The sequence below is a fragment of the Streptomyces sp. NPDC050388 genome (assembly GCF_040655635.1).
Taxonomy (GTDB): domain Bacteria; phylum Actinomycetota; class Actinomycetes; order Streptomycetales; family Streptomycetaceae; genus Streptomyces.
Map to the genome: position 1 here is coordinate 19,356 of NZ_JBFAKH010000036.1, position 25,318 is coordinate 44,673.

The window sequence follows — 25,318 nt, forward strand, 5'->3', positions numbered from 1 at the left end:
CTCTATTGTCCTGGCGGTCACTGTGTGAACACAACCGGCCCCGGTCGGTCTCCTTCGAAACGCTCGACCGTCAGTATTCGATCGATCCTTAGTCGAACAAATGATTTCCTTAGCATAAGGAATATTTGCCCGGGATAACCCGTTCACCCAGGGTGGCACGCGGGCCGGTCCGGCTCGTGAGCCGTCCACCCCACGGTTCTCCTCCAGGAGGACGACCAGGCGAAGGGAGAAGTGCTTGCGCTTCGAAATCATGCGACTCGACGACATCGACGGCACCGCCGTGGACAGCACCGTTGTGGATGCCGCCTCCGTCAACCGTATCGTTCAGCAGGCCGCCGCCATCGGGCAGCGCCTGTGGATCCGCCCGGCCGACACACCAGCCTCATGACGCGGGACGCGCGATGACTCGAGACGTGCCATGACGCGGGACGCGCACCGCGGGACGGTCAGCCGCCCTGGATCACCTGCGTGATCCCGTTGATGATCTGCTGCACGGCGATCGCGGAGAGCATCATGCCCGCGAGGCGCGTCACCAGGACCACCCCGCCGTCCTTGATGACCCGGATGATCAGCAGCGAGTACCGCATGACCAGCCACAGCACGACGTGAACGGCGAGGATCGCTGCCCACACCGACACCTGGGCGGCCGTGCTGTCCGCCTTCTGCACGGCGAGGATGACCGACACGATCGCGCCGGGGCCGGCCAGTAGGGGCATGCCCAGCGGGACCAGCGCGACGTTGACGTCCTTGGTCTGCTGGGGCTCGTCGGTCTTGCCGGTGAGCAGGTCGAGCGCGATCAGCAGAAGCAGCAGCCCGCCCGCGATCATCAGCGCCGGCACGGAAACGTGCAGGTAGTCGAGGATCTGCTGTCCGACCAGCCCGAACAGGACGATCACGCCGCCGGCCACGCAGACGGCCTGGAAGGCCATCCGCTTCTGCGCCATGGCGGGCCGCCCCGCGGTCAGGGCCAGGAAGATCGGGGTGATCCCCGGGGGATCCATGATGACGAAGAGGGTCAGGAAGAGGGAGCCGAAGACGGCGACGTCGAACATGAGTGCCTTGCTGGGAACGAGCGAGCGCGGAGCGCTCGAGGAAAGAGCTCAGGGGATGAGCAGGGGGAAAGAAGGGCGTCGGCGCCCCGGACAAAGGGACGACGAGCCGGAGGAGCGGGTGGGGCGTGCGGGCGTGGGACTCAGGCTCCGCCGGCCCCCGGCACCGGGAACGCGCCGGTCGCGCGCCGCGTGATCTCGCCGTACACCTCGGGGTCCGTCGTGAACTCGCCGAGCTCGCAGCTCTTCCGGCTGCCGTGGTAGTCGCTGGACCCGGTCACCAGCAACCCCAGTTCCTTCGCGAGGCCCCGCAGCCGCGCCCTGGTCCCGGGGTCGTGGTCCATGTGGTCGACCTCGATGCCGTCGAGGCCGGCCTCGGCCAGCTCGGCCATCACGGACTCCGGTACGGTCCGGCCGCGCTTGACGGCGGCCGGGTGGGCGAGCACCGCGACCCCGCCCGCACCCTTGATCAGCCGGAGCGCTTCGAAGGGGTCCGTCTCGTGCTTCTCCACGTGGGCCCGGCCGCCGTCGGCCAGCCACTGAGGGGTGAACGCGTCGTCCACGCTCGCCACCACGCCCAGTTCGACGAGTGCGGTGGCCACGTGCGGGCGGCCCACCGAGCCGTCGCCGGCGATCCGCGCGACCTGCTCCCAGGTGACGGGCACGCCCAGGGCGTTCAGCTTGGCGACCATGCCCCGGGCCCGCGGCACCCGGTCGTCCCGGACCAGCTCGCGCTCGGCGAGCAGGGCCGGCTCCTCGGGGTCGAAGAGGTAGGCCAGCATGTGCACGCCGGCACCGTCGAGCCGGCAGGAGAGCTCGGCGCCGGTCACCAGCGCGAGCCCCGCGGGGAGCGCGGCGAGGGCCTCGGCGTGACCACGGGTGGTGTCGTGGTCGGTCAGCGCGACGACGTCGAGACCGGCAGCGGCGGCCTTGCGGACCAGGTCGGCCGGGGAGTCCGTACCGTCGGACGCGGTGGAGTGGGTGTGCAGATCGATACGCACGACGCGTTGCTCCAAGCGGTGGCCGACGGACAGGGACGCCTCAGGATAACCGTATTTCCGAACGCCCCTGTCACACCCGAACCCGTTCTGCGCCCCCTACTGCTCTCCGCGTTCCTCGCCCCCGCTCCCTCCCGCGCAGCCGCCCCACGGGCCCCGTAACCCACCGCACGAGGACCTACGGTCTCGTCTCCATCAGCCGCGGTGACAGCGCCCCGCAGGGCACCAGCTCCACCTCGGCCCCGGCGTCCCGGAGGTCGGTGAGGACCAGCTCGTCGTACATCAGGAGCCCGGACTGCTCGGGCCAGAGCACCGCCCACAGCCACATCCCGAGGGCCTCGCCCGCGAAGACCGCCCGGTCGTCCGGCGCCTTGGAGACGTGCCAGAGCGGGGTCGGCCGGCCGGCGGCCAGCACCTTGGTGTCGGCGGGTTTCTCGACGTTCAGATACGGGCCGGGGTCCGGGCCGTCGACGCCCGCGTACCGCGCGCCCAGCCCGACGCCGAGTTCCTCGGCCACGAGGACGAGCTCTCCCATGCCGCCGAGCGGTCCGGGCCCGGTGCAGGCGACGGCGGCGGCCCGGCCGCCGCTACGGTCGTCACCCGCCGAGGCCACGCCGGTGAACAGCCAGCCCACCGGCAGCGGCCACGGCATCCACACCGGCACCCGGGTGCGCTGCACGACGACGTTGAGGGCGTCGACGCTCGGCGGTATCACGGGCTGGAGCGGATGCACCACGCCGTGCACATCGCACTGCCACGCATCGGAGAAGAGGCCGGGAGCCCTGACCCGGCCACCACACTTCGGGCAACTGGGTTCGCCCCTCATAGGGCCCCACGGTCCTACCCTCGCACCGTCACGTCAAGGACGATCACCCGTCCGGACCGAACCGGTCACCCGGAACCGGACGCGCCCCACTCGGCCCGTCCGGCCGTCCGGTCCGGTTCACCGGCCCGGACGACACCCTGCGCCCTCCCGTCAACGTCGGCCGGGAACCGGCCAGTTGGCGAGGAGGGGGGTGAGCTTGCTCACTCCAGCGGGACGGAGGCGCGGGCGGGGTGCCTCAGGTCCGTGCCCCGGGCCAGCCAGCGCTCCTGGAGCGCCTGAGCACCGTGCACCCGCTTCCAGGCGGCCTCGTTCGGAGTCATCGGCAGCAGCGGCAGGAACCGTACGGGCTCCAGGGGCTCGTCGAGCTCCAGGTCCTCCACCAGACCGCCGGGCTCGGCGACCAGCACCGAGGTGAACGGGGCCCCGGGCCACAGCGGTTCACCGACGTCGAGGGAGGCGCCGGGGGCCACGACCACGCCCTCGACCTGCGGGGACGCCGCGAGCACGGCGAGCGGACGGAGCACCTTGTCGGTGTCGGCGAGACCGGCCCGTACGGACAGCAGCAGCTCCACGCGAGGGCCCGCCACCGGGTCCGCGACCACCGCCGTGGGGTCGGCCATGGGCTGCGCGGACATGCCGAGGGTGGCGTAGCGCACGATGTCGCCCTCGCGGAAACGCAGCACCTCGAAGCGGTCCGTACCCAGGAAGGTGACCGCCGCGCGTGCGTCCGGTTCGCCCAGAGCCGTACGCAACCGGGCCTCGACCAGAGGAAGAACATCAGCCATGCGGCGAGCATAGAACTCGCCAGTAGCAGGCGAAGCGGCACCTTGACACATAGGTCGGCTGCTACTCTGGCCCGGTGGTTCGGGGCAGCACGCAGGAGGCCGCCCAGGCACCGCCCAGGCCTTGAGGACGTCACTTCAGGGCGTCGCCTCAGTGCGCTGGGAGAGTCGGTCCGCGTCCCGAGCCCCGATGTGACGCTTCCCCCCACGGGGGAATCCCCTGAATCCCCTCAGGGGATGAGGATCGTCCCTCACGAGGGACCGGCCGGAGGAGGTGGGGCTGGCATGGACCGAAGTCGACCGTGCAGTAGCACCCGCTCTTCCACCCGCTGATGTAGCCGCTCCGTACTGGCTGCCACCCCTCACCATCGCGTCTTCACCGGAAGAGCATCTCGTTTCGTTGTGTCTGATCTGCCCCAGTAGCTGTGTCAGCGACGGAACTCGCCACCGCGACGGTTCGGTGCTCCCCGCTTTGTGGACGTGCCAAACATCCTGCGCCTCAACTCTTCTCGGAGGCAGGGACAATCCCTGGTCAGGACGTCCTCATTCCGGGTGGTTCCACCCGTCGCACCGGCGCCTTTCGTTGCCCGTTTCGCGAAGGAGCCCGCCATGTCGATGATCCGCGACCTGCGCGCCGTGGTCCGTCCCTCCCGTGTCCCGCCGCGCAAGGAGAGCAGCGCCCCCTACGACAGCACCCGCGACCCGGCGACGACCACCGCGGTCGTCGACTGTGCCATCTACCGCGACGGCCGGCGCGTGGCCACCGAGAGCCCGCTCACCCCGCAGGAGGCGATGCGCCTGGTGCGCCGTGACTCGGGCTTCGTGTGGATCGGCCTGCACGAGCCGACCGAGGACGAATTCGCCGGTATCGCACGCGAGTTCGGGCTGCACCCGCTGGCCGTGGAGGACGCGGTCCAGGCCCATCAGCGGCCCAAGCTGGAGCGCTACGACGACTCGCTCTTCACGGTCTTCAAGACCATCCACTACCTCGACCACGACCGGCTCAACTCCAGCAGCGAGGTCGTCGAGACCGGCGAGGTGATGTGCTTCACCGGCCGGGACTTCTTCATCACCGTCCGGCACGGCGGCCAGGGCTCCCTGCGGGCCCTGCGGCACCGTCTCCAGGAGGACCCCGAGCTGCTGGCCAAGGGCCCCTCGGCCGTCCTGCACGCCATCGCCGACCACGTCGTCGACGGCTACATCGCGGTCGCCGACGCGGTGCAGGACGACATCGACGAGGTGGAAACGGAGGTGTTCTCGCCGGGCCGGGGCGGCACGCCGCGCGGTACGGACGCCGGCCGGATCTACCAACTCAAGCGCGAGGTGCTGGAGTTCAAGCGGGCGGTGTCGCCACTGCTGCGGCCCATGCAGCTGCTCAGCGAGCGGCCGATGCGGCTGGTCGACCCGGAGATCCAAAAGTACTTCCGGGACGTCGCCGACCACGTGGCCCGGGTACACGAGCAGGTGATCGGCTTCGACGAGCTGCTCAACTCCATCCTCCAGGCCAATCTCGCGCAGGCGTCCGTGGCGCAGAACGAGGACATGCGCAAGATCACCTCGTGGGCCGCCATCATCGCCGTGCCGACGATGGTCTGCGGGGTGTACGGCATGAACTTCGACTACATGCCGGAGACGGAATGGAAGTACGGCTACCCGGTGATCCTCAGCGTGACCGTGATCCTCTGCCTGGGCATCCACCGCACCCTGAAGCGCAACGGCTGGCTCTGAGAGAAGGGCCGACCCCGGGGGGAACGGCCGGCCCCGGGAGGAGCCCTGTCCCCGAGCGGGCCCTGGATAGGCTGGGCCCCATGACAAGTGCGACCAGTGCGCTGTTCGACCGGGCCCTCATCGAGGAGGCCACGAAGAAGTCCGGCCTCGTCTGGGTCGAGGGGCCCGGTGCCCCGGCCCGGCCGCTGTGGCACGTGTGGCACGAGGGTGCGATGTGCCTGGTCGGTGACGGGCCCGGGGAGCAGCCGCTGCCGGGGCTGGCCGACGGCGTCTCGGCCGAGGTGACGGTGCGCAGCAAGGACAAGGGCGGCAGGCTGGTCTCCTGGGCCGCGAAGGTCGTGGAGCTGCCGTCCGGCTCCGAGGAGTGGGACGCGGCGGTCACCGTGCTCAAGGGCAAGCGCCTCAACGCACCCGACGGCGAGGCGATGACGGAGCGCTGGGCCCGTGAGTGCCGCGTCCTGCGCCTGGAGCCGACCGGGGCGACGGCGCCGTTGCCCGACGGCTCGCTGGCCGGGCCCCCGCTGCCGACCCCGGTGACGACCCGGCGTCCGCTCCCCGCGGGCCTGCCCCGGCTGCTGGCGGGCAGGCGGGGCCCGAAGAAGCACCGTTAGCCGGTCGCGGCCCCGCCGTGGCTACGAGGCCGGGAGCTGTCCGCCGTAGTCCAGGGTCTCGTCCTCGGCCGGTTTCTCCAGGGCGAAGTCACTGCCCCAGGCCGAGAAGGTGAGGGTGCCCGCCTTGCCGGCCCGCACCAGGCGCAGGGGATACGGCTTGCCCTCCAGGGAGACGTCCAGGGTGCCGCCGGAGCCCTGGTCGCCGGCGATGCGGATGCACCGGACACCCCCCTGCTCGTGGTGGCCGTCCGTGGCCAGCTTGCCGTGCAGGGTCAGCAGCGCGCCGAGGAGGACATCCTTGTCCGCGAAGCCGATGAACTTCTTGTACGACGGATCATTCTCCGGCACCTTCACGTACTTCTCGGCGAGCTTGCCGGCCACCGCCGTGTCCGACGCGCCGCCGCCCTCGTCGCTCACGGCCTCGCCCCCGCCCTCCGCGGCGTCCTTGTCTCCCTTGCCGTTCGCCCAGAAATCCGCGCCGGCCTTCAGGAAAAGCTCGTCGTCGACCTTCAGCAGCCTGAACGTCTGCCCTCCGGCGGTGACCGAACCGATGCCGCCCTCGGGTTTGAGCCGCATGTCGAGCTTGTAGGTGCTCCCGCTGGTGACCACGCTTCCGTGCAGCCGCACGGTCTCGACCGATGTGGCGGCCGTCAGGGTCCTCTTCTGGATCTCGTCGGCGGTCAGTCTGCCGACACCGTTGGTGCCCTCGTTCGGGTCCACTTCCTCGGAGCATCCCGTGAGCGTCATTCCGGTCACGAGCAGCACGCACACGGCACGCGCCAGCGCGGCGGTGCGGGACCGGCCCTGGGAGATCGGAGTCACAGGTTGCGCTGCCTCTCTGATGGGGACCTGAACGGCGTACCGCAGATTACCGGGGCCGTACGGCCCGGACGGAGGCAGTCCGTCCGGACTGGCCCTCGGGCACCGACGATCAGGACGGGCTAGCCTGAAACCCACTTGAGCAGGGCACCCGGAGACCGAAGACGGGAAGAGACAGGAACAGAGCAAGCAGCATCACGCACGGCACGACCCCGTATGAAAAGGAGCCGCCGCCATGGCAGCGGGCGCCCCCCGGTTCTTCGTCTCGCACCTCTCCGGCGTCGCCGCCTTCGACCCGGCCGGCGACCAGGTGGGGCGCGTGCGCGACCTGGTCGTCATGCTGCGGGTCGGCCGCCGCCCACCGAGGCTGCTCGGCCTGGTGGTCGAACTCCCCACCCGGCGCCGCATCTTCCTGCCCATGAACCGGGTGACCGCCGTGCAGTCCGGTCAGGTCATCACCACCGGTGTGCTCAACGTCCGGCGCTTCGAGCAGCGGCCCACCGAGCGGCTCGTCTTCGGTGAACTCCTGGACCGCAGGGTGACTCTGGTGGAGACCGACGAGGAGGTCACCGTCCTCGACTTGTCGGTGCATCAGTTGCCGGCCCGTCGGGAATGGGAGATCGACCGGGTGTTCGTCCGCAAGGGCAAGAAGGGCGGAACGTTTCGGCGCGGCAAGGGGGAGGCACTGACCGTCGAGTGGTCCGCGGTCACCGGCTTCTCCCTGGAGGAGAAGGGGCAGGGCGCCGAGAACCTGCTCGCCACCTTCGAGCAGCTGCGCCCCGCCGACCTGGCGAACGTCCTGCACCACCTCTCCCCCAAGCGCCGCGCCGAGGTCGCCGCCGCCCTGGACGACGACCGCCTGGCGGACGTGCTGGAGGAGCTGCCCGAGGACGACCAGGTGGAGATCCTCGGCAAGCTGAAGGAGGAGCGCGCCGCCGACGTCCTGGAGGCCATGGACCCCGACGACGCCGCCGACCTGCTCTCCGAACTGCCCGAGGCGGACAAGGAGCGGCTGCTCAGCCTGATGCAGCCCGCCGACGCGGCCGACATGCGGCGCCTGATGTCGTACGAGGAGCACACCGCGGGCGGTCTGATGACGACCGAGCCGATCGTGCTGAGGCCCGACGCGACCGTCGCCGACGCGCTGGCCCGCATCCGCAACCCCGATCTGTCCCCGGCGCACGCGGCTCAGGTCTACGTCTGCCGGCCGCCGGAGGAGACCCCGACCGGCAAGTACCTGGGCACGGTCCACTTCCAACGCCTGCTGCGCGACCCCCCGTACACCCTGGTCGGCTCGATCCTCGACGACGACCTGCAGCCGCTGGAGCCGGACGCGGCGCTCCCCGTGGTCGCCGGGTTCTTCGCCACGTACGACATGGTGGCGGCGCCCGTGGTCGACGAGGCGGGTGCGCTGCTGGGCGCGGTGACGGTGGACGACGTACTGGACCACATGCTGCCCGAGGACTGGCGGGAGACCGAGTTCCATCTGGACGACAACGGCGACAACGGCGGCGACAGCGACAACGCGCACGACACCGACGAGACGAACGGCAGGGACGCCGAGGACGGCGACGGGGTGGTGACCGATGACACCTGAGCGAGAGGGCGGGCGCGAGCGCCTGCCGGCGGGCGCCACGGCCGCCGGGCGCCCGCGTACACCCCGGCTGGACCAGCCGCGCGCCCCCCGGCGCCGGCTCCTGCCCGAGTGGGACCCGGAGGCCTTCGGGCGGCTGTCGGAACGGATCGCGCGTTTCCTGGGCACCGGGCGGTTCATCGTCTGGATGACGGTCTTCATCATCGTGTGGCTGGTGTGGAACGTGTTCGCGCCGCAGGAACTGCGCTTCGACGAGTACCCGTTCATCTTCCTGACCCTGATGCTGTCCCTCCAGGCCTCCTACGCCGCCCCGCTGATCCTGCTCGCGCAGAACAGGCAGGACGACCGCGACCGGGTCAACCTGGAGCAGGACCGCAAGCAGGGCGAGCGGTCGATCGCGGACACCGAGTACCTGACCCGGGAGATCGCCGCCCTGCGGATCGGGCTCGGGGAGGTCGCGACGCGGGACTGGATCCGCTCGGAACTGCAGGACGTGGTGAAGGAGCTGGAGGAACGCCACAACGGACACCGGGATCACCACGGCTCGTTCCCCGCCATGCGGGCGCAGCGGCCTCCGGGACGTGACGCAGACGACCACTGACGGGCTTACCGGGGAATGTACCGGGCGCCGTACCATCGACATCATGGCTACGGAAGACGCGGTGCGCGAAGCACTGGCGACGGTGAACGACCCGGAGATCAACCGGCCCATCACCGAGCTCGGCATGGTCAAATCTGTGGAGATCGGTGCGGACGGTGCGGTCGCGGTCACCGTGTACCTGACGGTCTCCGGCTGCCCCATGCGGGACACCATCACGCAGCGGGTGACGGACGCGGTCGCCGGGGTCGAGGGCGTCACCCGCGTCGACGTCACGCTGGACGTGATGAGCGACGAGCAGCGCAAGGAGCTGGCGAACGCCCTGCGGGGCGGCCAGGCCGAGCGCGAGGTGCCGTTCGCCAAGCCGGGCAGCCTGACCCGGGTGTACGCGGTCGCCTCCGGCAAGGGCGGTGTCGGCAAGTCGTCGGTGACGGTGAACCTGGCGGCGGCGATGGCGGCCGACGGGCTGAAGGTGGGCGTCGTGGACGCCGACATCTACGGTCACTCGGTGCCGCGCATGCTGGGCGCCGACGGGCGTCCGACCCAGGTCGAGAACATGATCATGCCGCCGTCCGCGCACGGCGTGAAGGTCATCTCCATCGGCATGTTCACCCCGGGCAACGCGCCGGTCGTGTGGCGCGGCCCGATGCTGCACCGCGCGCTGCAGCAGTTCCTGGCGGACGTGTACTGGGGCGACCTGGACGTGCTCCTGCTCGACCTGCCCCCGGGCACCGGTGACATCGCGATCTCGGTCGCCCAGCTGGTCCCGAACGCCGAGATCCTGGTCGTCACCACGCCCCAGCAGGCGGCGGCCGAGGTGGCCGAGCGGGCGGGTTCCATCGCCGTGCAGACCCACCAGAAGATCGTCGGCGTGGTCGAGAACATGTCCGGCCTGCCGTGCCCGCACTGCGACGAGATGGTCGACGTCTTCGGCACCGGCGGCGGCCAGTCGGTGGCCGACGGGCTGACCCGGACCACGGGCGCCGACGTCCCGGTGCTCGGCTCCATCCCCATCGACGTGCGCCTGCGCGAGGGCGGCGACGAGGGCAAGCCGGTCGTCCTGTCCGACCCGGACTCCCCCGCCGGTTCGGCGCTCCGCTCGATCGCCGGCAAGCTCGGCGGCCGCCAGCGCGGCCTGGCGGGCCTGTCGCTGGGCATCACGCCGCGCAACAAGTTCTGAGCGCTCCGGCGGGCCCGTAAGGGGCCGGGAGCCGCCGCAGCGCACTCATACAGGGGGCGCCGTCCGCCGGGGCGGCGCCCTTCGCCCTACGGGGCGGCCGCACGGGTCCGTACGGGGACTCCCGCACGGACCGCGGCTCAGGCCCCCGCGTAGGCGCTGATGTCCTTGACCACGGCGAAGCCCAGGCCGTACGCGCTCATGCCCCTGCCGTACGCGCCGACGTGCACACCCGCCTGCGTCGACCCCGCGAGCACCCAGCCGAACTCGGACTCCCGGTAGTGGAAGGGCGTCGGCACCCCGTCCACGGGAAGGGACAGCGTCGACCAGTCCGGGCCGGCGAGGTCGTCCGCGAGCACCCAGGCCGTCTCCGTCTGCTGCTCCAGCCAGTCGTCGCGCAGGGAGTGGTCCATCTGGCCCGGCCAGGTGAACGACAGCAGCCCCACACCGGCGAGCCAGGCGGCGGAGGACACCGAGGTGGCCTCCAGCAGGCCGGTGCCGTCCGCGCTGCGGCGCACCGGGTTGGCGGCCACGGTCACGGCGACCGCGAACTTCTCCTTGACCTCCTGGCCGTTCCCGGCCGTGTACTCGCTGCGCACCGAGGGCTCGTCGCCGTGCCCGATCGACCCGTGCTCGACGACCCCGTCGGCCGTGGCCCCGACCTGCATCAGCCAGCGCCGCCCCGTGAACGCCTCGTCGAGGCCGTACCAGGGAAAGGGCGCGCGCAGGTAGCCGTCGACCGTACGCCAGGCGGAGGGGGCGTGTCCTCCGTCCTCCGCGGCCGCCGCCTGCGCGACTGCCCGACTCGTCGTCTCCATGCCCGGACGCCTCCTCGCTCTGGGCGGACCGGGGCGGCCCGCCCCCCTTCGGGCGTACTCGTCCGGACCGCACAACAACTGGGGCAGCATAGCCACCTCGTCGGCGCGGGCCGGGAGAAGCGCCCGGCGCGTGGGCCGCTTGGATGTCCGGTTCAGGCCGTGCGGGGCCCCTGCGGAGTATGAAACGCGTCACGTGCGCCGGGGCCGTGCTTCCACGGATCCGCGCAGGGTGTGCCTCAGGTGGCGTCCGCGTCGAAGGGCGGGCGGTCGTCGGCGGCCGACGGCTCGGGCTTCTTCGTCATGTCGATGCGGCCACCCCCAGAGGACGCAGAGGACGCAGAGGACGCAGAAGACGACGTGGAGTCGCGGCCGTGGACGGCGTCCGTGACGTCGGCCATCTCCTTCTTCAGGTCGAAGCCGCTGCGGATCTCCTTGAGCCCCAGCTCGTCGCTGTCCAGCTGCTTGCGGATGAACGTCTTGGGGTTGAGGTCCTCGAACTCGAAGTCCTTGAACTCCGGGCCGAGTTCCTCGCGGATGTCCTGCTTGGCACTGTCCGAGAACTCGCGGATCTTCCGGATCGTCCTGCTCACGTCCTGGATGACCTTGGGGAGCTTGTCCGGACCGAAGACGAGCACGGCGAGGACGACGAGCGTCACCAGCTCGAGCGGTCCTATGTCATTGAACACCTGAAGCTCCTTGCGATGTTCTCGGCCCTCGGCCCTCGGCCCTCGGTGGTCGGTGCGTCAATTCGTCCGTGCGCCCGTACGTCCGTGCGGTCCTCCGTGGTCCGGGCCGGATCCACGGTACCCGCCGCCCCGTACGACCGGTACCGTCCCGTGGCTTCCGGGCGCGTGCGGCGGGGGCTCTTCCCCGCCCGTTCGCCTTCTCGTGGCGTGCGGTACGCCTCGGTCGCCGCCCCGCTCAGTCACCGCCGGAGGACCCGAGCACCAGCGAGACCTCCCGCTCCTCACCGTCCCGTTCCAGGGTGAGCTCCAGCCGGTCCCCGGGGCGGTGGGCGCGGGTCTTGACGATGAGTTCCTCACCCGAGTGGACGCGTCGGCCGTCGACCTTCGTGATGACGTCGCCGGCCTTGATCCCGGCCTTGGCTCCGGGACCGCCGGTGCTGACCGGGGGCCCTCCGTCGCTGCCCCTGGTGCCGACGCGGGCGCCGTCACCGGTGTAGTCCATGTCCAGGGTGATGCCGATCACCGGGTGGGTCGCCCTACCGGTGTTGATCAGTTCCTCGGCGACGCGCTTGCCCTGGTTGATGGGGATGGCGAACCCGAGCCCTATGGACCCCGCCTGGCCGCTCTCCCCCTCGTCGCCACCGCTGCCGGCGGAGCGGATGGCGGAGTTGATGCCGATCACGCGGGCCTGGGCGTCGAGCAGGGGGCCGCCGGAGTTGCCGGGGTTGATCGGCGCGTCGGTCTGCAGGGCGTCGACGTACGACACGTCGCTGCCGTCGCCCCGCCCGCCGCCCGCCGTGATGGGGCGTTCCCGCGCGCTGATGATGCCGGCGGTGACCGTGCCGGCCAGGTCGAAGGGGGCGCCGATGGCGATGACGGGGTCGCCCACCCTCACGTTGTCCGAGTTGCCGAGAGGCAGGGGGTCCAGTCCGCTGACGCCCTTGACCTTCACCACGGCAAGGTCGTAGCCGCTGTCCCGGCCGACGAGCGTGGCCCTCGCGGTGTCGCCGCTGTGGAAGGTGACGGTGATCTCGCCGTCGCTTCCGGCGGGCTGCACGACATGGTCGTTGGTGAGGATGTGCCCGCGGCCGTCGAGCACGAATCCGGTACCGGTGCCCGCCGACGCGGCGCCGCTGACGTGCAGGGTGACGACGCTGGGCAGCGCCTGCGCGGCGATCCCGGCGATGCTCCCGGGGTCCCGTCCGGCGGGCTCCTCCCCGGCCTGCGGCAGCTCCACGGCACCCACACCACCGTTGCGCTCCAGGTGGGCGCCCACGATTCCGCCGACGACGCCGGAGGCGAGCGCGACCACCAGCATGAGGCCGATGAGCTTCCTCCGGGCGCGCTTGCGCCGCTGGTCCTTCGTGGGCTCCGCGGCCCCGGTCTGCTGCAACGGCGCACTCGCCCCGGCGGCGGGCGCCGCCCAGGGGTCGTAACGCTGCCAGGGGTCGGCTGCCGCCGCGGCGTCCGTGGCGGGGGCGGCCGGGGGCGCGGGTGTGGGTGCGGTGTGGCTCGCGGCCGGGGTGCCGGGCTCCAGCACGGTGGGAGCGGTGGGGGCCGGGGCGGGCGCGCCGGGCGCCGTCATGCCCGACGCCGGATGCCGCACCGGGGGCGGGACCGCCGTGTCCTGCGCGGGAGTTGCCGCCGGATGCTGAACCGGGGGCGCCGGCGCCCAGGGCCCCGGCTCGCCGTACGGCGGGGTGCTGTAGGGGTCGGGGTCGTGCAGCGGCCGGGGCTGCTCGGTCTGCCCCGTGCCGTACCCGGCCCCGGCGGGCTCGGCGGCCCCGGTGAGGCGGCCTGCCACCGCTGCCTCGCCGGTCTCCGTGGCTTCCGTGGCCTCGGCGCTCAGGGGCCGGTGCAGTTCGTAGTCGCCCCCGGGGGCGGTCGCAGGTGCAGCGGGCCGCGCGAGTTCGAAGTCTCCGTCGGCGCCCCGCGCACGCTCCCTGTCGGGCTCCGTGTCCCGGTGCACCGCCTCGGCCGGGGTGGCTCCGGCCGCTGCCGGCCCGGCGGACGCCTCCTGCTCCCCCGTCGGGCCCGCCTCCGTGGGCTTCCCCTCGTTCATGCTCTCCCCACAGCTGGCCGCAGATCGTCGACTCCGTGGCTCCGTACGTCTTCGCGCGTCAGAGCCGGTCCGGCACCCGGCTGCAGTCGGCCTGGGCGCGCCACCTGGATTCAATCAGGTTCGCACGCCCGTGCGCAGCGGACGGGGTGGGGTCGGTGCACCGGTCAGCGGAGCATGCGGGAAGCCGCCGAGGACGCCGAGGACACGGCGGGGGCCGGAGCCGCGGTCGCACCGACCGTGGAACCGGTGGCCGTGGAACCAGTGGCCGTGGAACCGGTCGCGGTGGTCCCGGGGGCCGTGGACCCGTGGGCGGTGGGGAACGAACCGGGTGTCATGAGCCCGGAGGTCGGCTCCCACGCGGACAGCACGAGCGGCGGGGCCGTGCTGAGCGGCGGTATCAGCGGGGACACCAGGGCCGCGTCGGCCATGACCGGGGCCGCCAGGGCACTGTGGTGTCGGTGGGCGGGCGGCGGCACCCCGGGCAGCAGCGGCGCGGAGGCCTGTGCCGGAACGTCGCCCGGGGCGCTCTGCCCCTGCGGCTGAGCGACCGACGGCGCGGTGCCGCGGCGCCGCTGGGAGTCGGGCGCCGTCGTCGCCGCGCTGCCCTGGGTGCGCATCGGAGTCACGTTGCTGCCGTTGCCCGAGCCACGGGCCGCCGTGTCGGCGGGCGTGACCCCGGCCACACCGCCGAGGGCGATCGCGGCCAGCGACACCGCTCCGGCGGCAGCGGCGGCGAACCGCAGCCCGCGCGAGGCGGGCCGGTCCGGCTCCGGTCGGCTGACGTCATGGATGCGGAAGCCCCGGTCGGCTCCGATCGCGCCCGCTGAGGAGGCCGGCAGCGGAGCATGCCGGCCGGAGGGCGCGTAGGCGAACTCGAACCGCTCGCCACGACTGCCGGTCCCGAAGACTCCGGAGATCCGGCCGTGCGGCCCGGACGGGTCGCCCGGCAGTCCTCTTCCGCTCAGCGGCGAGCCGCCGCCCAGGTCACCGCCCGCGGGCAGGCCCTGGAGGCGGGCCAGGAAGCTCTCGGAGGGTGGTGGCGGGGCCGCCTTCGCGAAGACGTTCTTCAGGCGGCGTTGCGCATCCACCTCCGTCTTGCATTTCGCGCAGGTGGCGACGTGTGCCAGTACGCGCTCGCGCGCGTCATGACCGAGCTCTCCGTCCACCAGGGCGGAGAGTCGGTCTCCCAGGTGCTCCTCTGCGAGGTGTCCCTCGGCAGGTTTCGGCCGTGATCCACTCACGCGCTCGTGCCCCCTCCCCCCAGTGCGGGAACACGCGGCACGAAGGAGCGGCGCTCCGCGCGCGCCTGGGGCGAGCGATGAGCGAGGGCCTTGCGCAGCTGGGAACGCCCGCGGTGGATCCGGGACCGGACCGTGCCGAGCTTGACGCCGAGGGTCGCGGCGATCTCCTCGTACGACAGTCCCTCGATGTCACAGAGGACGACCGCGGCGCGGAACTCCGGAGCGAGGGTGTCGAGGGCCTGCTGGACGTCCGCGTCGAAGTGGGTGTCGTGGAAGACCTGCTGGGGGGTGGGCTCCTTGCTGGGCAGCCGCTCGGCCGCGTCGTCGCCCAGCGAGTCGAACCGGATCCGCTGCTTACGGCGCACCATGTCCAGGAAGAGGTTGGTGGTGATGCGGTGCAGCCAGCCCTCGAAGGTGCCCGGCGTGTACGTCGACAGCGAGCGGAAGACGCGGACGAAGACCTCCTGGGTGAGGTCCTCCGCGTCGTGCTGGTTACCGGTGAGACGGTAGGCGAGCCGGTAGACCCGGCCGCTGTGCGTGCTGACGATCTCCTCCCAGGTGGGCGGAGTCCACGCCTGCCCGTCCGCGTCGGTGGAGAAGCTCGCGGTCTGGGCCGGCTCAGCGGCGTGGATGTGGTCAGCAGCGGTGTTGTTCACGGATTTCGGCCTACCCGCCGATCCGAGGAAGCGCTTCAGCGCTCCGCCCCGATCCACAGGCGCAGCCGCACCTCCCCTATCGGCTCTGGTGGTGTCCAGTGGAGCCCCTACCATAGCCACCTCGCCCGTTAGCTCCGGATAAGCGGTTTTACGAGAAATTGATCTGGGCTGCCACGGCTCGTGGGCCTGCGTCAGCACTTGCTCGGTGTCCTCGCTCACTCGCTTACCCCCCTCACGGCACACGCCGCTTGCTCTTCCCCTTGAACGACCGGTCCCATCAGTGGGTTCCCGGCGCCAACGGATAAAGTCACGCCGAGGCAACCACGGGGACAGGAGAGGGTCATTACCGCCAACCGGCAGACGAGCTGGGCGTTCTCGGACGCCTATGTCGCCGAGGACGAGGCACTGCACTGGGCCCGGGACCGGGCTCGCGAGGCAGGGCTGCGCTCGGTGGCGCCCGGTACGGGCGCGGCTCTGCGGTTGCTCGCGGCCACCGTGGACGCCAAGGCGGTCGCGGAGATCGGCACGGGATGCGGGGTCTCCGGGGTCCACCTGCTGCACGGCATGCGGCCGGACGGGGTACTGACCACGGTCGACCAGGAGCCGGAGCACCAGCAGTCGGCCCGCCAGGCCTTCCGCACGGCGGGCTTCGCCGCCAACCGGGCCCGCTTCATCCCCGGCCGGGCCCTGGACGTCCTGCCCCGTCTCGCGGACTCCGGCTACGACCTCGTCTTCTGCGACGGGGACCGGCTCGAGTACCAGGACTATCTCGCCGAATCGTTGCGCCTGCTGCGCCCGGGAGGCCTGGTCGCCTTCGAAGGGGTCTTCGCGAGCGGCCGGACGGTGGACTCCGGCCCGCAGCCCACCGAGGTGCTGCGGCTGCGGGAACTGGTGCGGGCCGTGCGCGAGAGCCAGGAGCTGGTGTCGTCGCTGCTGCCCGTGGGCGACGGACTGCTCTGCGCGGTGAAGCGGTGAAGCGGTGAGCAGATGCACAAACACGCGCCCAGGCCATCAGGCAACGCTCTGACCTGCTCAAAAAGTCGCCCCGGTACCGCGTGCGGCACCGGGGCGACTGAACTGAAACTGAAAGGGTATGGTCGCTTGCGCGTCAGCCGACGACCTTCTTGAGGGCGTCGCCGAGCGCGTCGGCCTCGTCCGGGGTCAGCTCGACGACGAGCCGACCGCCGCCTTCGAGCGGAACGCGCATGACGATGCCCCGCCCCTCCTTGGTCACCTCGAGCGGGCCATCACCCGTCCGCGGCTTCATGGCCGCCATGCTCGTTCCCCTTCCTGAAACCCAGCTCAACCGTCTGAAGCCGACGGCCCACTGAAGGGCACCTGCGGTCCTTGAAGCAGGACACACGCCACCGGCATCGAACACATTGCTTCCAGGCCATTATCCCGCATCGCAGGACCCAATGACCAACATCAGTCGGCATCGCTTGGGCAACGCGCGCGAGCAAAACCACTCAATTCGGCGATGTGGCTGCGATACTGCGCCACCGCACGCAGTTCCACCGAGCGAAAACGACCGGTAATTCTTTGACGCAGGTCACACACCGGGGTCACGCCACCGTCGGCCATCTCCGTCATGCTGTCCTGCACAGGGGCGTACCGGCCGGTACGCCCCCGAGCCGCCACGCGGAGGGGACACACCATGGCCGACACCGTGCTCTACGAGGTGCACGACGGACTCGCGACGATCACGCTGAACCGCCCGGAGGCGATGAACGCGCTGAACGTGGCGGCGAAGGTCGCGCTCCGGGACGCGGTCCGGGACGCCGCGGACGACGGCGCCGTGCGGGCCGTGCTGCTGACCGCCGCCGGTGACCGGGCGTTCTGCGTGGGGCAGGACCTCAAGGAGCACATCGGGCTGCTGGCCGCCGACCGCGAGGACGGTTCGGGGCGGACCATGGAGACGGTACGCGAGCACTACAACCCGATCGTGAAGGCGCTCGCCGGGGCCGCGAAGCCGGTGGTCGCCGCGGTGAACGGGATCGCGGCCGGAGCGGGCTTCGGCTTCGCGCTGGCGGCGGACTACCGGATCGTGGCCGACACGGCGGCGTTCAACACGTCGTTCGCCGGGGTCGCGCTGACCGCGGACTCCGGGATCTCCTGGACCCTGCCGCGGGTCGTCGGCCCCGGTCGTGCGACCGACCTGCTGCTCTTCCCGCGCAACATCCCGGCCCAGGAGGCGTACGACCTCGGGATCGCGAACCGGCTGGTCCCCGCCGCCGAACTGCGCGCGGAGGCGGAGAAGACCGCGCGGGCGCTGGCGGCGGGGCCGACGGTGGCGTACGCGGCGCTGAAGGAGTCGGTGGCGTACGGGCTCAGCCACTCCCTGGAGGAGACCCTGGAGAAGGAGGACGAGCTCCAGACCCGGGCGGGCGCCTCCGAGGACCACGCGATCGCCGTGCAGGCCTTCATCGACAAGGAGAAGCCGAAGTACCTGGGCCGCTGACCGACGGCCCGGGCGCCGGGGCCACCCGGGGCCCGGGACCACCCGGGGCCCGGGACCACCCGGGGCCCGGGACCACCCGGGGCCCGGGGCCGTGCGGCTCAGGGCCGCCGGGCGACGCAGCCCTCCAGGTGGTCGTCGACCAGGCCGCAGGCCTGCATCAGCGCGTAGGCCGTGGTCGGGCCGACGAAGCGCAGGCCCCGTTTCTTCAGCGCCTTGGACAGCCCCGTCGACTCGGGGGTGACCGCGGGGACGTCGGCGAGGGTCCTCGGCGCCGGGCGGCCGGCCCGGTCCGGGGCGTGGGACCAGATCAGGGCGTCCAGATCGCCGGGCGCCCACCCGGCCAGCAGGCGCGCGTTGGCCAGGGTCGCGTCGATCTTGGCGCGATTGCGGATGATGCCGGCGTCGGCCAGCAGGCGCTCCCGGTCGGCGTCGGTGAACTCCGCGACGGCCGCGATCCGGAAACCGGCGAAGGCGGTACGGAAGCCCGGACGGCGGCGCAGGATCGTGATCCAGGACAGGCCGGACTGGAAGGCCTCCAGGCTGAGCCGCTCGAAGAGGGCGTCGTCCCCGTGGACCGGGCGGCCCCACTCCTGGTCGTGGTAGGCGATGTAGTCCTCGGTGGAGAGGGCCCAGGGGCAGCGCGGGGCGCCGTCCGGGCCGACGAGGGCGGCGCCGTCGGTCACGGCTGTTCGCCCTCCGGGTGTGCGGCGGGCTTCTCCATGGAGATGTGGGCCGCGACGGCGCGGGCACCGGCGAGCGCGGACTCCAGGTCGGCGATCCGGGCGTCGCGCTCGGCGAGCTCGGCGCCGAGACGGCTGAGGGCGTCGTCCACATCGGCCATGCGGTAGCCACGGGCGGCGAGCGGGATGCGGAGACCGTCCACGTCCGCGCGGTTGACCGGGCGGTCCAGCGGCAGGGAGTCCGTCAGGCGGTCGGGGACCGCCTCGGGCAGCGGGCCGTTCTCTCCGCCGCCCACCACGGCGAGGGTCACCGCGGCGACCACTACGGCGAGCGCGACGACCAGGAACAAGAACATAACCATCGCTGGGGCCCCCACGATTGGATCGAGTCGGATGGATCTAGTCGAACGGATCGGTCGGCGGATCGGTCGGCGGATCGGAGTCGGGTGTGTGGCTCCGATCGTGCCATGCGAGTCTGACAGTCAGGGTCACAGGCGGCCCTGGACGGCCGCGGACCGGACGGAACCGGACCGAACCTTACGAAGTCTTGTAGACCATCACGAACCCTTACGAACGAGGAGAGGTCACAGGGGATGTTCAGGCTGGGCAGGCGGGAATTCGCACCGCACGAGCCGGTGATCATGGCGATCGTGAACCGGACCCCGGACTCCTTCTACGACCAGGGCGCGACCTTCCGCGACGAACCGGCGCTCGCGCGCGTGGAGCAGGCGGTGGCGGAGGGTGCCGCGATCATCGACATCGGCGGGGTGAAGGCCGGGCCGGGCGAAGAGGTGTCCGCCGAGGAGGAGGCACGGCGGACGGTCGGTTTCGTCGCCGAGGTGCGGCGGCGCTTCCCGGACGTCGTGATCAGCGTGGACACCTGGCGGCACGACGTGGGCGAGGCCGTGTGCGAGGCCGGGGCGGACGTGCTCAACGACGCGTGGGGCGGGGTCGATCCGCGGCTCGCGGAGGTCGCCGCGCGGTACGGCGCGGGGCTGGTGTGCACCCACGCGGGGGGCGCCCGGCCGCGGACCCGGCCGCACCGGGTGACGTACGAGGACGTGATGGCCGACATCCTCGAGCGGACCGTGGGTCTGGCGGAGCGGGCCGTGGCCCTGGGGGTGCCGCGGGAGTCGGTGATGATCGACCCCGGGCACGATTTCGGGAAGAACACCCGGCACAGCCTCGAGGCGACGCGGCGGCTGGACGAGATGGTCGCCACCGGGTGGCCGGTGCTGGTGTCGCTGTCCAACAAGGACTTCGTCGGGGAGACGCTGGACCGGCCGGTGAAGGAGCGGGTGCTGGGGACGCTGGCGACGACGGCGGTGTCCGCGTGGCTGGGGGCGCGGGTGTACCGGGTGCACGAGGTGGCGGAGACGCGGCAGGTGCTGGACATGGTGGCGTCGATCGCGGGGCATCGCGATCCCGCGGTGGCCCGGCGGGGTCTGGCGTAGGGCTCGCTCCCGCCGGGGTGTGTGCGGGGCTCCGCCCCGCTCCCCCGGCAGGGGCGCGGCGCCCTGGACGCGCGCCCCCACGACCTGCCGTCTCAGCGGCCCGCTTCCTTGGACACCAGGGCCACCGCCTCGTCGACGTCGTCCGTGACGTGGAAGAGGAGGAGGTCCTTGGCGGCCGCCTTGCCCTGGGCGATGACCGTGCCGTGCAGCCAGTCGACCAGACCGCCCCAGTAGTCGGTGCCGAACAGGACGATGGGGAACTGGGTGATCTTCTGCGTCTGGACCAGGGTCAGGGCCTCGAAGAGTTCGTCGAGGGTGCCGAGTCCGCCGGGCAGGACCACGAAGCCCTGCGAGTACTTGACGAACATCAGCTTGCGCACGAAGAAGTACCGGAAGTTCAGGCCGATGTCGACGTAGCTGTTCAGCCCCTGCTCGAACGGCAGCTCGATGCCGAGGCCGACCGAGACACCATGGGCCTCGGACGCGCCCCTGTTGGCCGCTTCCATGGCCCCGGGACCGCCGCCGGTGACCACCGCGAAGCCCGCCTGGACCAGGCCCCGGCCCAGCCGGACACCGGTCTCGTACTCCGGCGAGTCCACCGGTGTGCGCGCCGAGCCGAAGACGCTGATGGCGGGCGGCAGCTCGGCGAGCGTGCCGAAGCCCTCGACGAACTCCGACTGGATGCGCAGCACCCGCCAGGGGTCGGTGTGCACCCAGTCCGAGGGCTCGCGCTCGTCCAGCAGCCGCTGGTCCGTGGTGCTCGCCTGGACCTGGCCCCGTCTGCGGAGCACCGGGCCCAGGCGCTGTTCCTCCGGTGGGCGCTTCTTGCCCTCGGGGTTGCCAGTAGCCATATGTGCTCCCTCCGGTTGCTGTCTCCCCGCTCGGGGGACGCCGAGGCGCCGGGGAGAGATCGTTCCACTTCAGCGTAGATCCACGCGGGTTACGTACGGGGGACGTCAGCATGTCCGCCGGAGAGCGTTCCGAAACGCCCTCACGCCGTCAGCCAGGACCGCAGCCGCTCCTCCCCCGCCAGGATCTTCGCCGTGTCCACGCGTTCGTCCCGCTTGTGCGCCAGGTGGGGGTTGCCGGGACCGTAGTTGACCGCCGGGACGCCGAGCGCCGAGAAGCGGGAGACGTCCGTCCAGCCGTACTTGGGCTGGGGAGTGCCGCCCACGGCCTCGATGAAGGCCGCCGCGGCCGGGTGGGACAGGCCGGGCAGGGCCGCACCGCTGTGGTCGTCGACGACGAACTCGACCACGCCGCAGTCCGCGAAGACCTCGCGCACATGGGCCAGGGCCTCGGCCTCCGAGCGGTCGGGCGCGTAGCGGAAGTTGACGGTGACGACGCACTCGTCGGGGATGACGTTGCCGGCCACGCCCCCGGAGATGCCCACCGCGTTCAGGCCCTCCCGGTACTCCAGGCCGTCGATCACCGGACGGCGCGGCTCGTAGGAGGCGAGGCGGGCGAGGATGGGGGCCGCCGCGTGGATCGCGTTGGAACCCATCCAGCTCCGCGCGGAGTGGGCGCGCTCGCCCGTGGTCCTCAGCAGCACCCGGAGGGTGCCCTGGCAACCGCCCTCCACCTGGCCGTCGGAGGGCTCGAGGAGCACCGCGAAGTCGCCCTCCAGCCAGTCGGGGTGCTGCTCGGCGACGTGCTTCAGCCCGTTGAGGTCCGCGGCAACCTCCTCGTTGTCGTAGAAGACGAAGGTCAGGTCCCGGTTGGGGGCGGGGACGGTGGCCGCGAGGCGCAACTGGACCGCCACGCCCGCCTTCATGTCGCACGTGCCGCAGCCCCACAGCACGCCGTCCGCGTCGAGCCGGGAGGGGACGTTGTCCGCGATCGGGACGGTGTCGATGTGACCGGCGAGGATCACGCGCTCCGCGCGTCCGAGGTTCGTCCGGGCCACGACGTTGTTGCCGTACCGGTCGACCGTGAGGTGCGGCAGGTCGCGCAGGACGGACTCGATCGCGTCCGCGAGCGGCTTCTCGGTGCCGCTGACGGAGGGGAAGTCGACGAGCCGCGCGGTCAGTCGTGCCGCGTCCAGGGTGAGGTCAAGCGGGGTGTCGGCCATGACCACGACCCTAACGCGCGGGTCCGGTCACACTGCCCACACCCGGCACACACGCCTCGTACTCTCCAGTACCTTGTACGCGTGTCAGAGCCACCTCTTCCTTCCAAGCGTCGTGGCCGCCTCTTCCGCTTCGGGGCGGCCTCCGTGGTTCTCCTCGGAGTCGCCGGCTACCTCGTGGTCCAGTACGACTCGGGGGGCGGCAGCGGCCCGGGCTGCCGCGTCGTGTCGGGCAAGGGCGACGGAGCCACGTACGAGTTCACGCCGGAGCAGGCGGTGAACGCGGCGACGATCACCGCCGTGGGCACCGCGCGCGAACTGCCCGAGCGGGCCGTGACGATCGCGCTGGCGACGGCCCTCCAGGAGTCGGCGCTGCGGAACATCGACTACGGCGACCGCGACTCGCTCGGCCTGTTCCAGCAGCGGCCCTCGCAGGGCTGGGGCACACCGGAGGAGATCATGGACCCGGTGTACTCGGCGGAGAAGTTCTACGAGGGCCTGGAGAAGGTGCCGGGCTACACCCGGCTGCCGCTCACCGTCGCCGCGCAGCGGGTGCAGCTCAGCGGCTTCCCGCAGGCGTACGCCAAGCACGAGCCGGACGCCACCCTGCTGGCCGCCGCCCTCACCGGTCACTCGGCGGCCACCCTGACCTGCAAGGGCCGTCCGGGGACGACCCGTGCGGCGGATGCGGACGCGGTACGCGCGGCGCTGGCCCGGGACTTCGGAGGGGGCACGCTGGAGCCGGCCGGTGCCGAGGTGAGCGACACGGCGGACTCCCCGGCTCCCTCCCCCTCGCCGTCCTCCTCGGCCGCCGCGCCCGCCGCGCCCCTGGCGGATGCCGACGTCGACTCCGACGGGCGGACCGTGACGCTGTCGGTCCGCGCCGACGCCGACACGGGACGGAAGGCCGGGGCCCAGGGCTGGCAGCTCGCGCACTGGGCCGTGGCCAACGCCTCCGCGTTGCACATAGAGCGGGTGGCGTACGCCGGGCGGGAGTGGACCGCGGGGGGCGCCGACAGCCGGTGGCGCGTGCTCGACAGCAGTACCGACGGCGAGAACGACGGCAAGAACACCGAGGCCGCGGGCGAGGTCCGGATCACGACCGCGCGGTAGCGCCGCCCAGGGGTGCCGCACAGCGGTGCGAGAGGTCGCTCCCAGGGGTCGTGCGGAGCACGGGCCGCTGACGGCGTGCGCGGGCGTCGCGCCGTCAGCCCTGGTACGGCGGTATCCCTTGGGGTTGCACCGCCGTAACCGTTCGGCAGCCCGTCGAACCGCGCACCGTTCGTCCGTTTTTATACACAGCCGATCATGCGACGCATTACCAACTCTTTACGTCCCCCTGCCGCAACCTTCCCGGCCTTCGAGCGGTAGTCACTGCGTCCGAGCCCGGAGGTCGACACCGGGCCCGGATGGACACGCCATCGTTCCCTCCCGCTCAAGGAGCACCATGTCCCTCCCCCTGACCCGCCGGATCGCCCGTGCCGCGCTGCTCGTCGCCGCCGGAGCGGCCGCCGGGGTCGGTGCGGCCGGTTCCGCCGTCGCGGCCCCCGCGCTGCCGGCCACCCCGAACGTCGGCGGGCTGACCGCCCTGGACGGGTCGAACCTGGCCGGTCCCGTGAACGACACGACGCAGGTCGTCAACGAGGCCGCGGGTACCGGCTCCCTCCCCCTGGACGGCGTGCCGACGGCCCAGACCCTGCCGGCCGCGTCGCTGCCGATCGGCTGAGCCGTTCCGGCGCGGGCGCCGGTACGCACGCCCCCACGCGGACGGGGCCCGGGTTCTCCCGGGCCCCGTCCGCGCATGTCGTGCACTCCGCGGCGTCACACTCTCCGCGTCACGCCTTCAGGCGCTCCACCGCCGCGCGTACGCGCTCGTCCGTGGCGGTCACGGCGACGCGTACGAACTTCTCGCCCGCCGGGCCGTAGAAGTCGCCCGGCGCGACCAGGACGCCGCGCTCGGCGAGGCGGCCGACGGTGTCCCAGCAGGACTCGTCGCGGGTGGCCCACAGGTAGAGCCCGGCCTCGCTGTGCTCGATCCGGAAGCCGTGCCCCAGGAGGGCCATCCGCAGGGCGGCGCGGCGGGCCGCGTACCGCTCGCGCTGGACGCGCACGTGCTCGTCGTCGCCCAGCGCCGCCACCATGGCCGCCTGGGTGGGCGCCGAGGTCATCATGCCGCCGTGCTTGCGGATCTCCAGCAGCGGTCCGAGGACCTCGGGGTCACCGGCCAGGAAGGCGGCGCGGTAGCCCGCGAGGTTGGACCGCTTGGACAGCGAGTGCACGGAGACGACGCCCTCGTACGAGCCGCCGTTGACGTCGGGGTGCAGCACCGAGACCGGTTCGGCGTCCCAGCCCAGTTCGAGGTAGCACTCGTCGGAGAGGACGAGGACGCCGTGCTCACGGGCCCAGGCGACGATCCGGGTCAGCTCCGCCTTGGAGAGCACCTTGCCCGTCGGGTTGGACGGGGAGTTCAGCCAGAGGAGCTTCAGGCCCGTCGGGTCCAGTTCGGTCGGGTCGTCGTACGCCTCGTGCTCCGCGCGGGCCAGGCGGGCGCCGACCTCGTACGTCGGATAGGCCAGCCGCGGGTACGCCACCCGGTCCCCGGGGCCGAGGCCCAGCTGGGTGGGGAGCCAGGCGACCAGTTCCTTGGAGCCGACGACCGGCAGCACATGGCGGTGGGTGACCTCGCGGGCCCCCAGGCGACGCTCCACCCAGCGGGTGAGCGCGTCGCGCAGTTCCGGGGTGCCCCAGACCGTGGGATAGCCCGGGGAGTCCGCCGCGGCGATCAGGGCCTTCTGGATCCGTTCGGGGACCGGGTCGACGGGGGTGCCGACCGAGAGGTCGACGATGCCGTCGGGGTGCCCGGCGGCCGTCTTCTTGTAGGGCTCCAGCTTGTCCCAGGGGAAGGTGGGCAGCCGGTCGGAGACTGCGGACACGGGTTCTGACTCACTTTCTGGTGCGGCACTGCTGCTGCGCTGCTGCTGAACCGGTACGGCAAACGCCCCGGCCCCGC

The 25,318-nt window shown here is 72.0% G+C and carries 27 protein-coding genes and 1 pseudogene; 11 read left to right on the plus strand and 17 right to left on the minus strand.

Annotation, left to right across the window (positions count from 1 at the left end; all coding sequences use genetic code 11):
* The first annotated feature begins 235 nt into the window (after positions 1-235).
* Complete coding sequence (locus AB0I73_RS21460) at positions 236-388, plus strand: hypothetical protein (protein WP_363039627.1); 153 nt, start codon at positions 236-238, stop codon at positions 386-388.
* A 58-nt stretch (positions 389-446) separates the two neighbouring features.
* Here AB0I73_RS21460 and AB0I73_RS21465 read toward each other — a convergent pair whose 3' ends face one another.
* From AB0I73_RS21465 to AB0I73_RS21480, 4 genes are all read right to left on the minus strand, one after another.
* Positions 447-1,052: a MarC family protein gene (locus AB0I73_RS21465; protein ID WP_363039629.1), complete on the minus strand. Its 606-nt coding sequence runs from the start codon at positions 1,050-1,052 to the stop codon at positions 447-449.
* 140 nt (positions 1,053-1,192) lie between these two features.
* The gene (locus tag AB0I73_RS21470) at positions 1,193-2,050 is read right to left on the minus strand and encodes a PHP domain-containing protein (protein WP_363039630.1); all 858 of its coding nucleotides are present in this window, start codon (positions 2,048-2,050) and stop codon (positions 1,193-1,195) included.
* A 175-nt stretch (positions 2,051-2,225) separates the two neighbouring features.
* The gene (locus AB0I73_RS21475; protein WP_363039632.1) at positions 2,226-2,873 is read right to left on the minus strand and encodes a DUF6758 family protein; all 648 of its coding nucleotides are present in this window, start codon (positions 2,871-2,873) and stop codon (positions 2,226-2,228) included.
* A 200-nt stretch (positions 2,874-3,073) separates the two neighbouring features.
* Positions 3,074-3,658: a suppressor of fused domain protein gene (locus AB0I73_RS21480; protein ID WP_363039634.1), complete on the minus strand. Its 585-nt coding sequence runs from the start codon at positions 3,656-3,658 to the stop codon at positions 3,074-3,076.
* 606 nt (positions 3,659-4,264) lie between these two features.
* Between AB0I73_RS21480 and AB0I73_RS21485 the strand changes: the two genes are divergently transcribed.
* The gene (locus AB0I73_RS21485; protein ID WP_363039635.1) at positions 4,265-5,383 is read left to right on the plus strand and encodes a magnesium and cobalt transport protein CorA; all 1,119 of its coding nucleotides are present in this window, start codon (positions 4,265-4,267) and stop codon (positions 5,381-5,383) included.
* An 80-nt stretch (positions 5,384-5,463) separates the two neighbouring features.
* The gene (locus AB0I73_RS21490; RefSeq protein WP_363039637.1) at positions 5,464-5,994 is read left to right on the plus strand and encodes a hypothetical protein; all 531 of its coding nucleotides are present in this window, start codon (positions 5,464-5,466) and stop codon (positions 5,992-5,994) included.
* A gap of 21 nt (positions 5,995-6,015) precedes the next feature.
* Here the strand turns inward: AB0I73_RS21490 and AB0I73_RS21495 are convergent, their stop codons facing one another.
* Complete coding sequence (locus AB0I73_RS21495) at positions 6,016-6,816, minus strand: hypothetical protein (RefSeq protein WP_363039639.1); 801 nt, start codon at positions 6,814-6,816, stop codon at positions 6,016-6,018.
* Positions 6,817-7,048: 232 nt separating this feature from the next.
* Between AB0I73_RS21495 and AB0I73_RS21500 the strand changes: the two genes are divergently transcribed.
* The 3 genes from AB0I73_RS21500 to AB0I73_RS21510 are packed head-to-tail and all read left to right on the plus strand — an operon-like array spanning position 7,049 to position 10,185.
* On the plus strand, positions 7,049-8,410 hold the full coding sequence (locus AB0I73_RS21500; protein WP_363039641.1) for a CBS domain-containing protein: 1,362 nt from the start codon (positions 7,049-7,051) through the stop codon (positions 8,408-8,410).
* Entirely contained in the window at positions 8,400-9,008 is a 609-nt protein-coding gene (locus AB0I73_RS21505; protein ID WP_363039643.1) for a DUF1003 domain-containing protein, read from the plus strand. The genes AB0I73_RS21500 and AB0I73_RS21505 overlap by 11 nt, the downstream gene beginning before the upstream one ends.
* Positions 9,009-9,051: 43 nt before the next feature.
* On the plus strand, positions 9,052-10,185 hold the full coding sequence (locus AB0I73_RS21510) for an Mrp/NBP35 family ATP-binding protein (protein WP_109376872.1): 1,134 nt from the start codon (positions 9,052-9,054) through the stop codon (positions 10,183-10,185).
* A 137-nt stretch (positions 10,186-10,322) separates the two neighbouring features.
* Here the strand turns inward: AB0I73_RS21510 and AB0I73_RS21515 are convergent, their stop codons facing one another.
* From AB0I73_RS21515 to sigE, 5 genes are all read right to left on the minus strand, one after another.
* Complete coding sequence (locus AB0I73_RS21515) at positions 10,323-11,000, minus strand: hypothetical protein (protein WP_109376871.1); 678 nt, start codon at positions 10,998-11,000, stop codon at positions 10,323-10,325.
* 236 nt (positions 11,001-11,236) lie between these two features.
* Positions 11,237-11,686, minus strand: coding sequence for a sec-independent translocase (locus tag AB0I73_RS21520; protein ID WP_363039645.1), 450 nt, complete (start codon positions 11,684-11,686; stop codon positions 11,237-11,239).
* 235 nt (positions 11,687-11,921) lie between these two features.
* Positions 11,922-13,748: a trypsin-like peptidase domain-containing protein gene (locus AB0I73_RS21525; protein WP_363039647.1), complete on the minus strand. Its 1,827-nt coding sequence runs from the start codon at positions 13,746-13,748 to the stop codon at positions 11,922-11,924.
* A 164-nt stretch (positions 13,749-13,912) separates the two neighbouring features.
* On the minus strand, positions 13,913-14,989 hold the full coding sequence (locus AB0I73_RS21530) for a zf-HC2 domain-containing protein (RefSeq protein ID WP_363039649.1): 1,077 nt from the start codon (positions 14,987-14,989) through the stop codon (positions 13,913-13,915).
* Positions 14,986-15,759, minus strand: a complete 774-nt coding sequence (gene sigE / locus AB0I73_RS21535) for an RNA polymerase sigma factor SigE (protein ID WP_363039730.1) — start codon at positions 15,757-15,759, stop codon at positions 14,986-14,988. The genes AB0I73_RS21530 and sigE overlap by 4 nt, the downstream gene beginning before the upstream one ends.
* Before the next feature lie 162 nt (positions 15,760-15,921).
* On the opposite strand from sigE, the gene AB0I73_RS21540 reads away from it, so the two are divergent.
* Positions 15,922-16,620 carry an O-methyltransferase gene (locus AB0I73_RS21540; RefSeq protein ID WP_109376867.1) on the plus strand — a complete coding sequence of 233 codons (699 nt, stop codon included), beginning with the start codon at positions 15,922-15,924 and terminating at the stop codon, positions 16,618-16,620.
* A gap of 133 nt (positions 16,621-16,753) precedes the next feature.
* Here AB0I73_RS21540 and AB0I73_RS21545 read toward each other — a convergent pair whose 3' ends face one another.
* Both AB0I73_RS21545 and AB0I73_RS21550 read right to left on the minus strand, forming a co-directional pair.
* Entirely contained in the window at positions 16,754-16,921 is a 168-nt protein-coding gene (locus tag AB0I73_RS21545; RefSeq protein ID WP_003966491.1) for a DUF3117 domain-containing protein, read from the minus strand.
* Positions 16,922-17,073: 152 nt separating this feature from the next.
* Entirely contained in the window at positions 17,074-17,238 is a 165-nt protein-coding gene (locus AB0I73_RS21550) for a hypothetical protein (protein ID WP_363039651.1), read from the minus strand.
* A gap of 64 nt (positions 17,239-17,302) precedes the next feature.
* Here AB0I73_RS21550 and AB0I73_RS21555 point away from each other — a divergent pair, with 64 nt between their 5' ends.
* Positions 17,303-18,106 (plus strand): enoyl-CoA hydratase-related protein, encoded by an 804-nt coding sequence (locus AB0I73_RS21555; protein WP_363039653.1) that lies wholly within the window; start codon positions 17,303-17,305, stop codon positions 18,104-18,106.
* A gap of 98 nt (positions 18,107-18,204) precedes the next feature.
* Here the strand turns inward: AB0I73_RS21555 and AB0I73_RS21560 are convergent, their stop codons facing one another.
* Both AB0I73_RS21560 and AB0I73_RS21565 read right to left on the minus strand, forming a co-directional pair.
* Positions 18,205-18,789, minus strand: coding sequence for a DNA-3-methyladenine glycosylase I (locus AB0I73_RS21560; RefSeq protein ID WP_363039655.1), 585 nt, complete (start codon positions 18,787-18,789; stop codon positions 18,205-18,207).
* Positions 18,786-19,142, minus strand: coding sequence for a DivIVA domain protein (locus AB0I73_RS21565; RefSeq protein ID WP_363039732.1), 357 nt, complete (start codon positions 19,140-19,142; stop codon positions 18,786-18,788). Before AB0I73_RS21565 ends, AB0I73_RS21560 begins: the two co-directional genes overlap by 4 nt.
* 237 nt (positions 19,143-19,379) lie before the next feature.
* Here AB0I73_RS21565 and folP point away from each other — a divergent pair, with 237 nt between their 5' ends.
* Positions 19,380-20,240 (plus strand): dihydropteroate synthase, encoded by an 861-nt coding sequence (gene folP, locus AB0I73_RS21570; RefSeq protein ID WP_109376863.1) that lies wholly within the window; start codon positions 19,380-19,382, stop codon positions 20,238-20,240.
* Between the two features lie 92 nt (positions 20,241-20,332).
* Here the strand turns inward: folP and AB0I73_RS21575 are convergent, their stop codons facing one another.
* A complete protein-coding gene (locus AB0I73_RS21575; protein WP_363039657.1) occupies positions 20,333-21,091 on the minus strand; it encodes a TIGR00730 family Rossman fold protein in 759 nt (252 codons plus the stop codon).
* Between the two features lie 140 nt (positions 21,092-21,231).
* Entirely contained in the window at positions 21,232-22,311 is a 1,080-nt protein-coding gene (dapE, locus tag AB0I73_RS21580) for a succinyl-diaminopimelate desuccinylase (protein WP_363039659.1), read from the minus strand.
* Between the two features lie 81 nt (positions 22,312-22,392).
* On the opposite strand from dapE, the gene AB0I73_RS21585 reads away from it, so the two are divergent.
* Both AB0I73_RS21585 and AB0I73_RS21590 read left to right on the plus strand, forming a co-directional pair.
* Entirely contained in the window at positions 22,393-23,421 is a 1,029-nt protein-coding gene (locus AB0I73_RS21585) for a heavy metal transporter (RefSeq protein ID WP_363039661.1), read from the plus strand.
* A gap of 334 nt (positions 23,422-23,755) precedes the next feature.
* Positions 23,756-23,914 (plus strand): annotated as a pseudogene (locus tag AB0I73_RS21590) (ATP-binding protein); the annotation flags it as partial.
* Positions 23,915-24,143: 229 nt separating this feature from the next.
* Here AB0I73_RS21590 and AB0I73_RS21595 read toward each other — a convergent pair.
* Positions 24,144-25,241 (minus strand): bifunctional succinyldiaminopimelate transaminase/glutamate-prephenate aminotransferase, encoded by a 1,098-nt coding sequence (locus tag AB0I73_RS21595; protein ID WP_363039663.1) that lies wholly within the window; start codon positions 25,239-25,241, stop codon positions 24,144-24,146.
* Between the last annotated feature and the right edge of the window lie 77 nt (positions 25,242-25,318).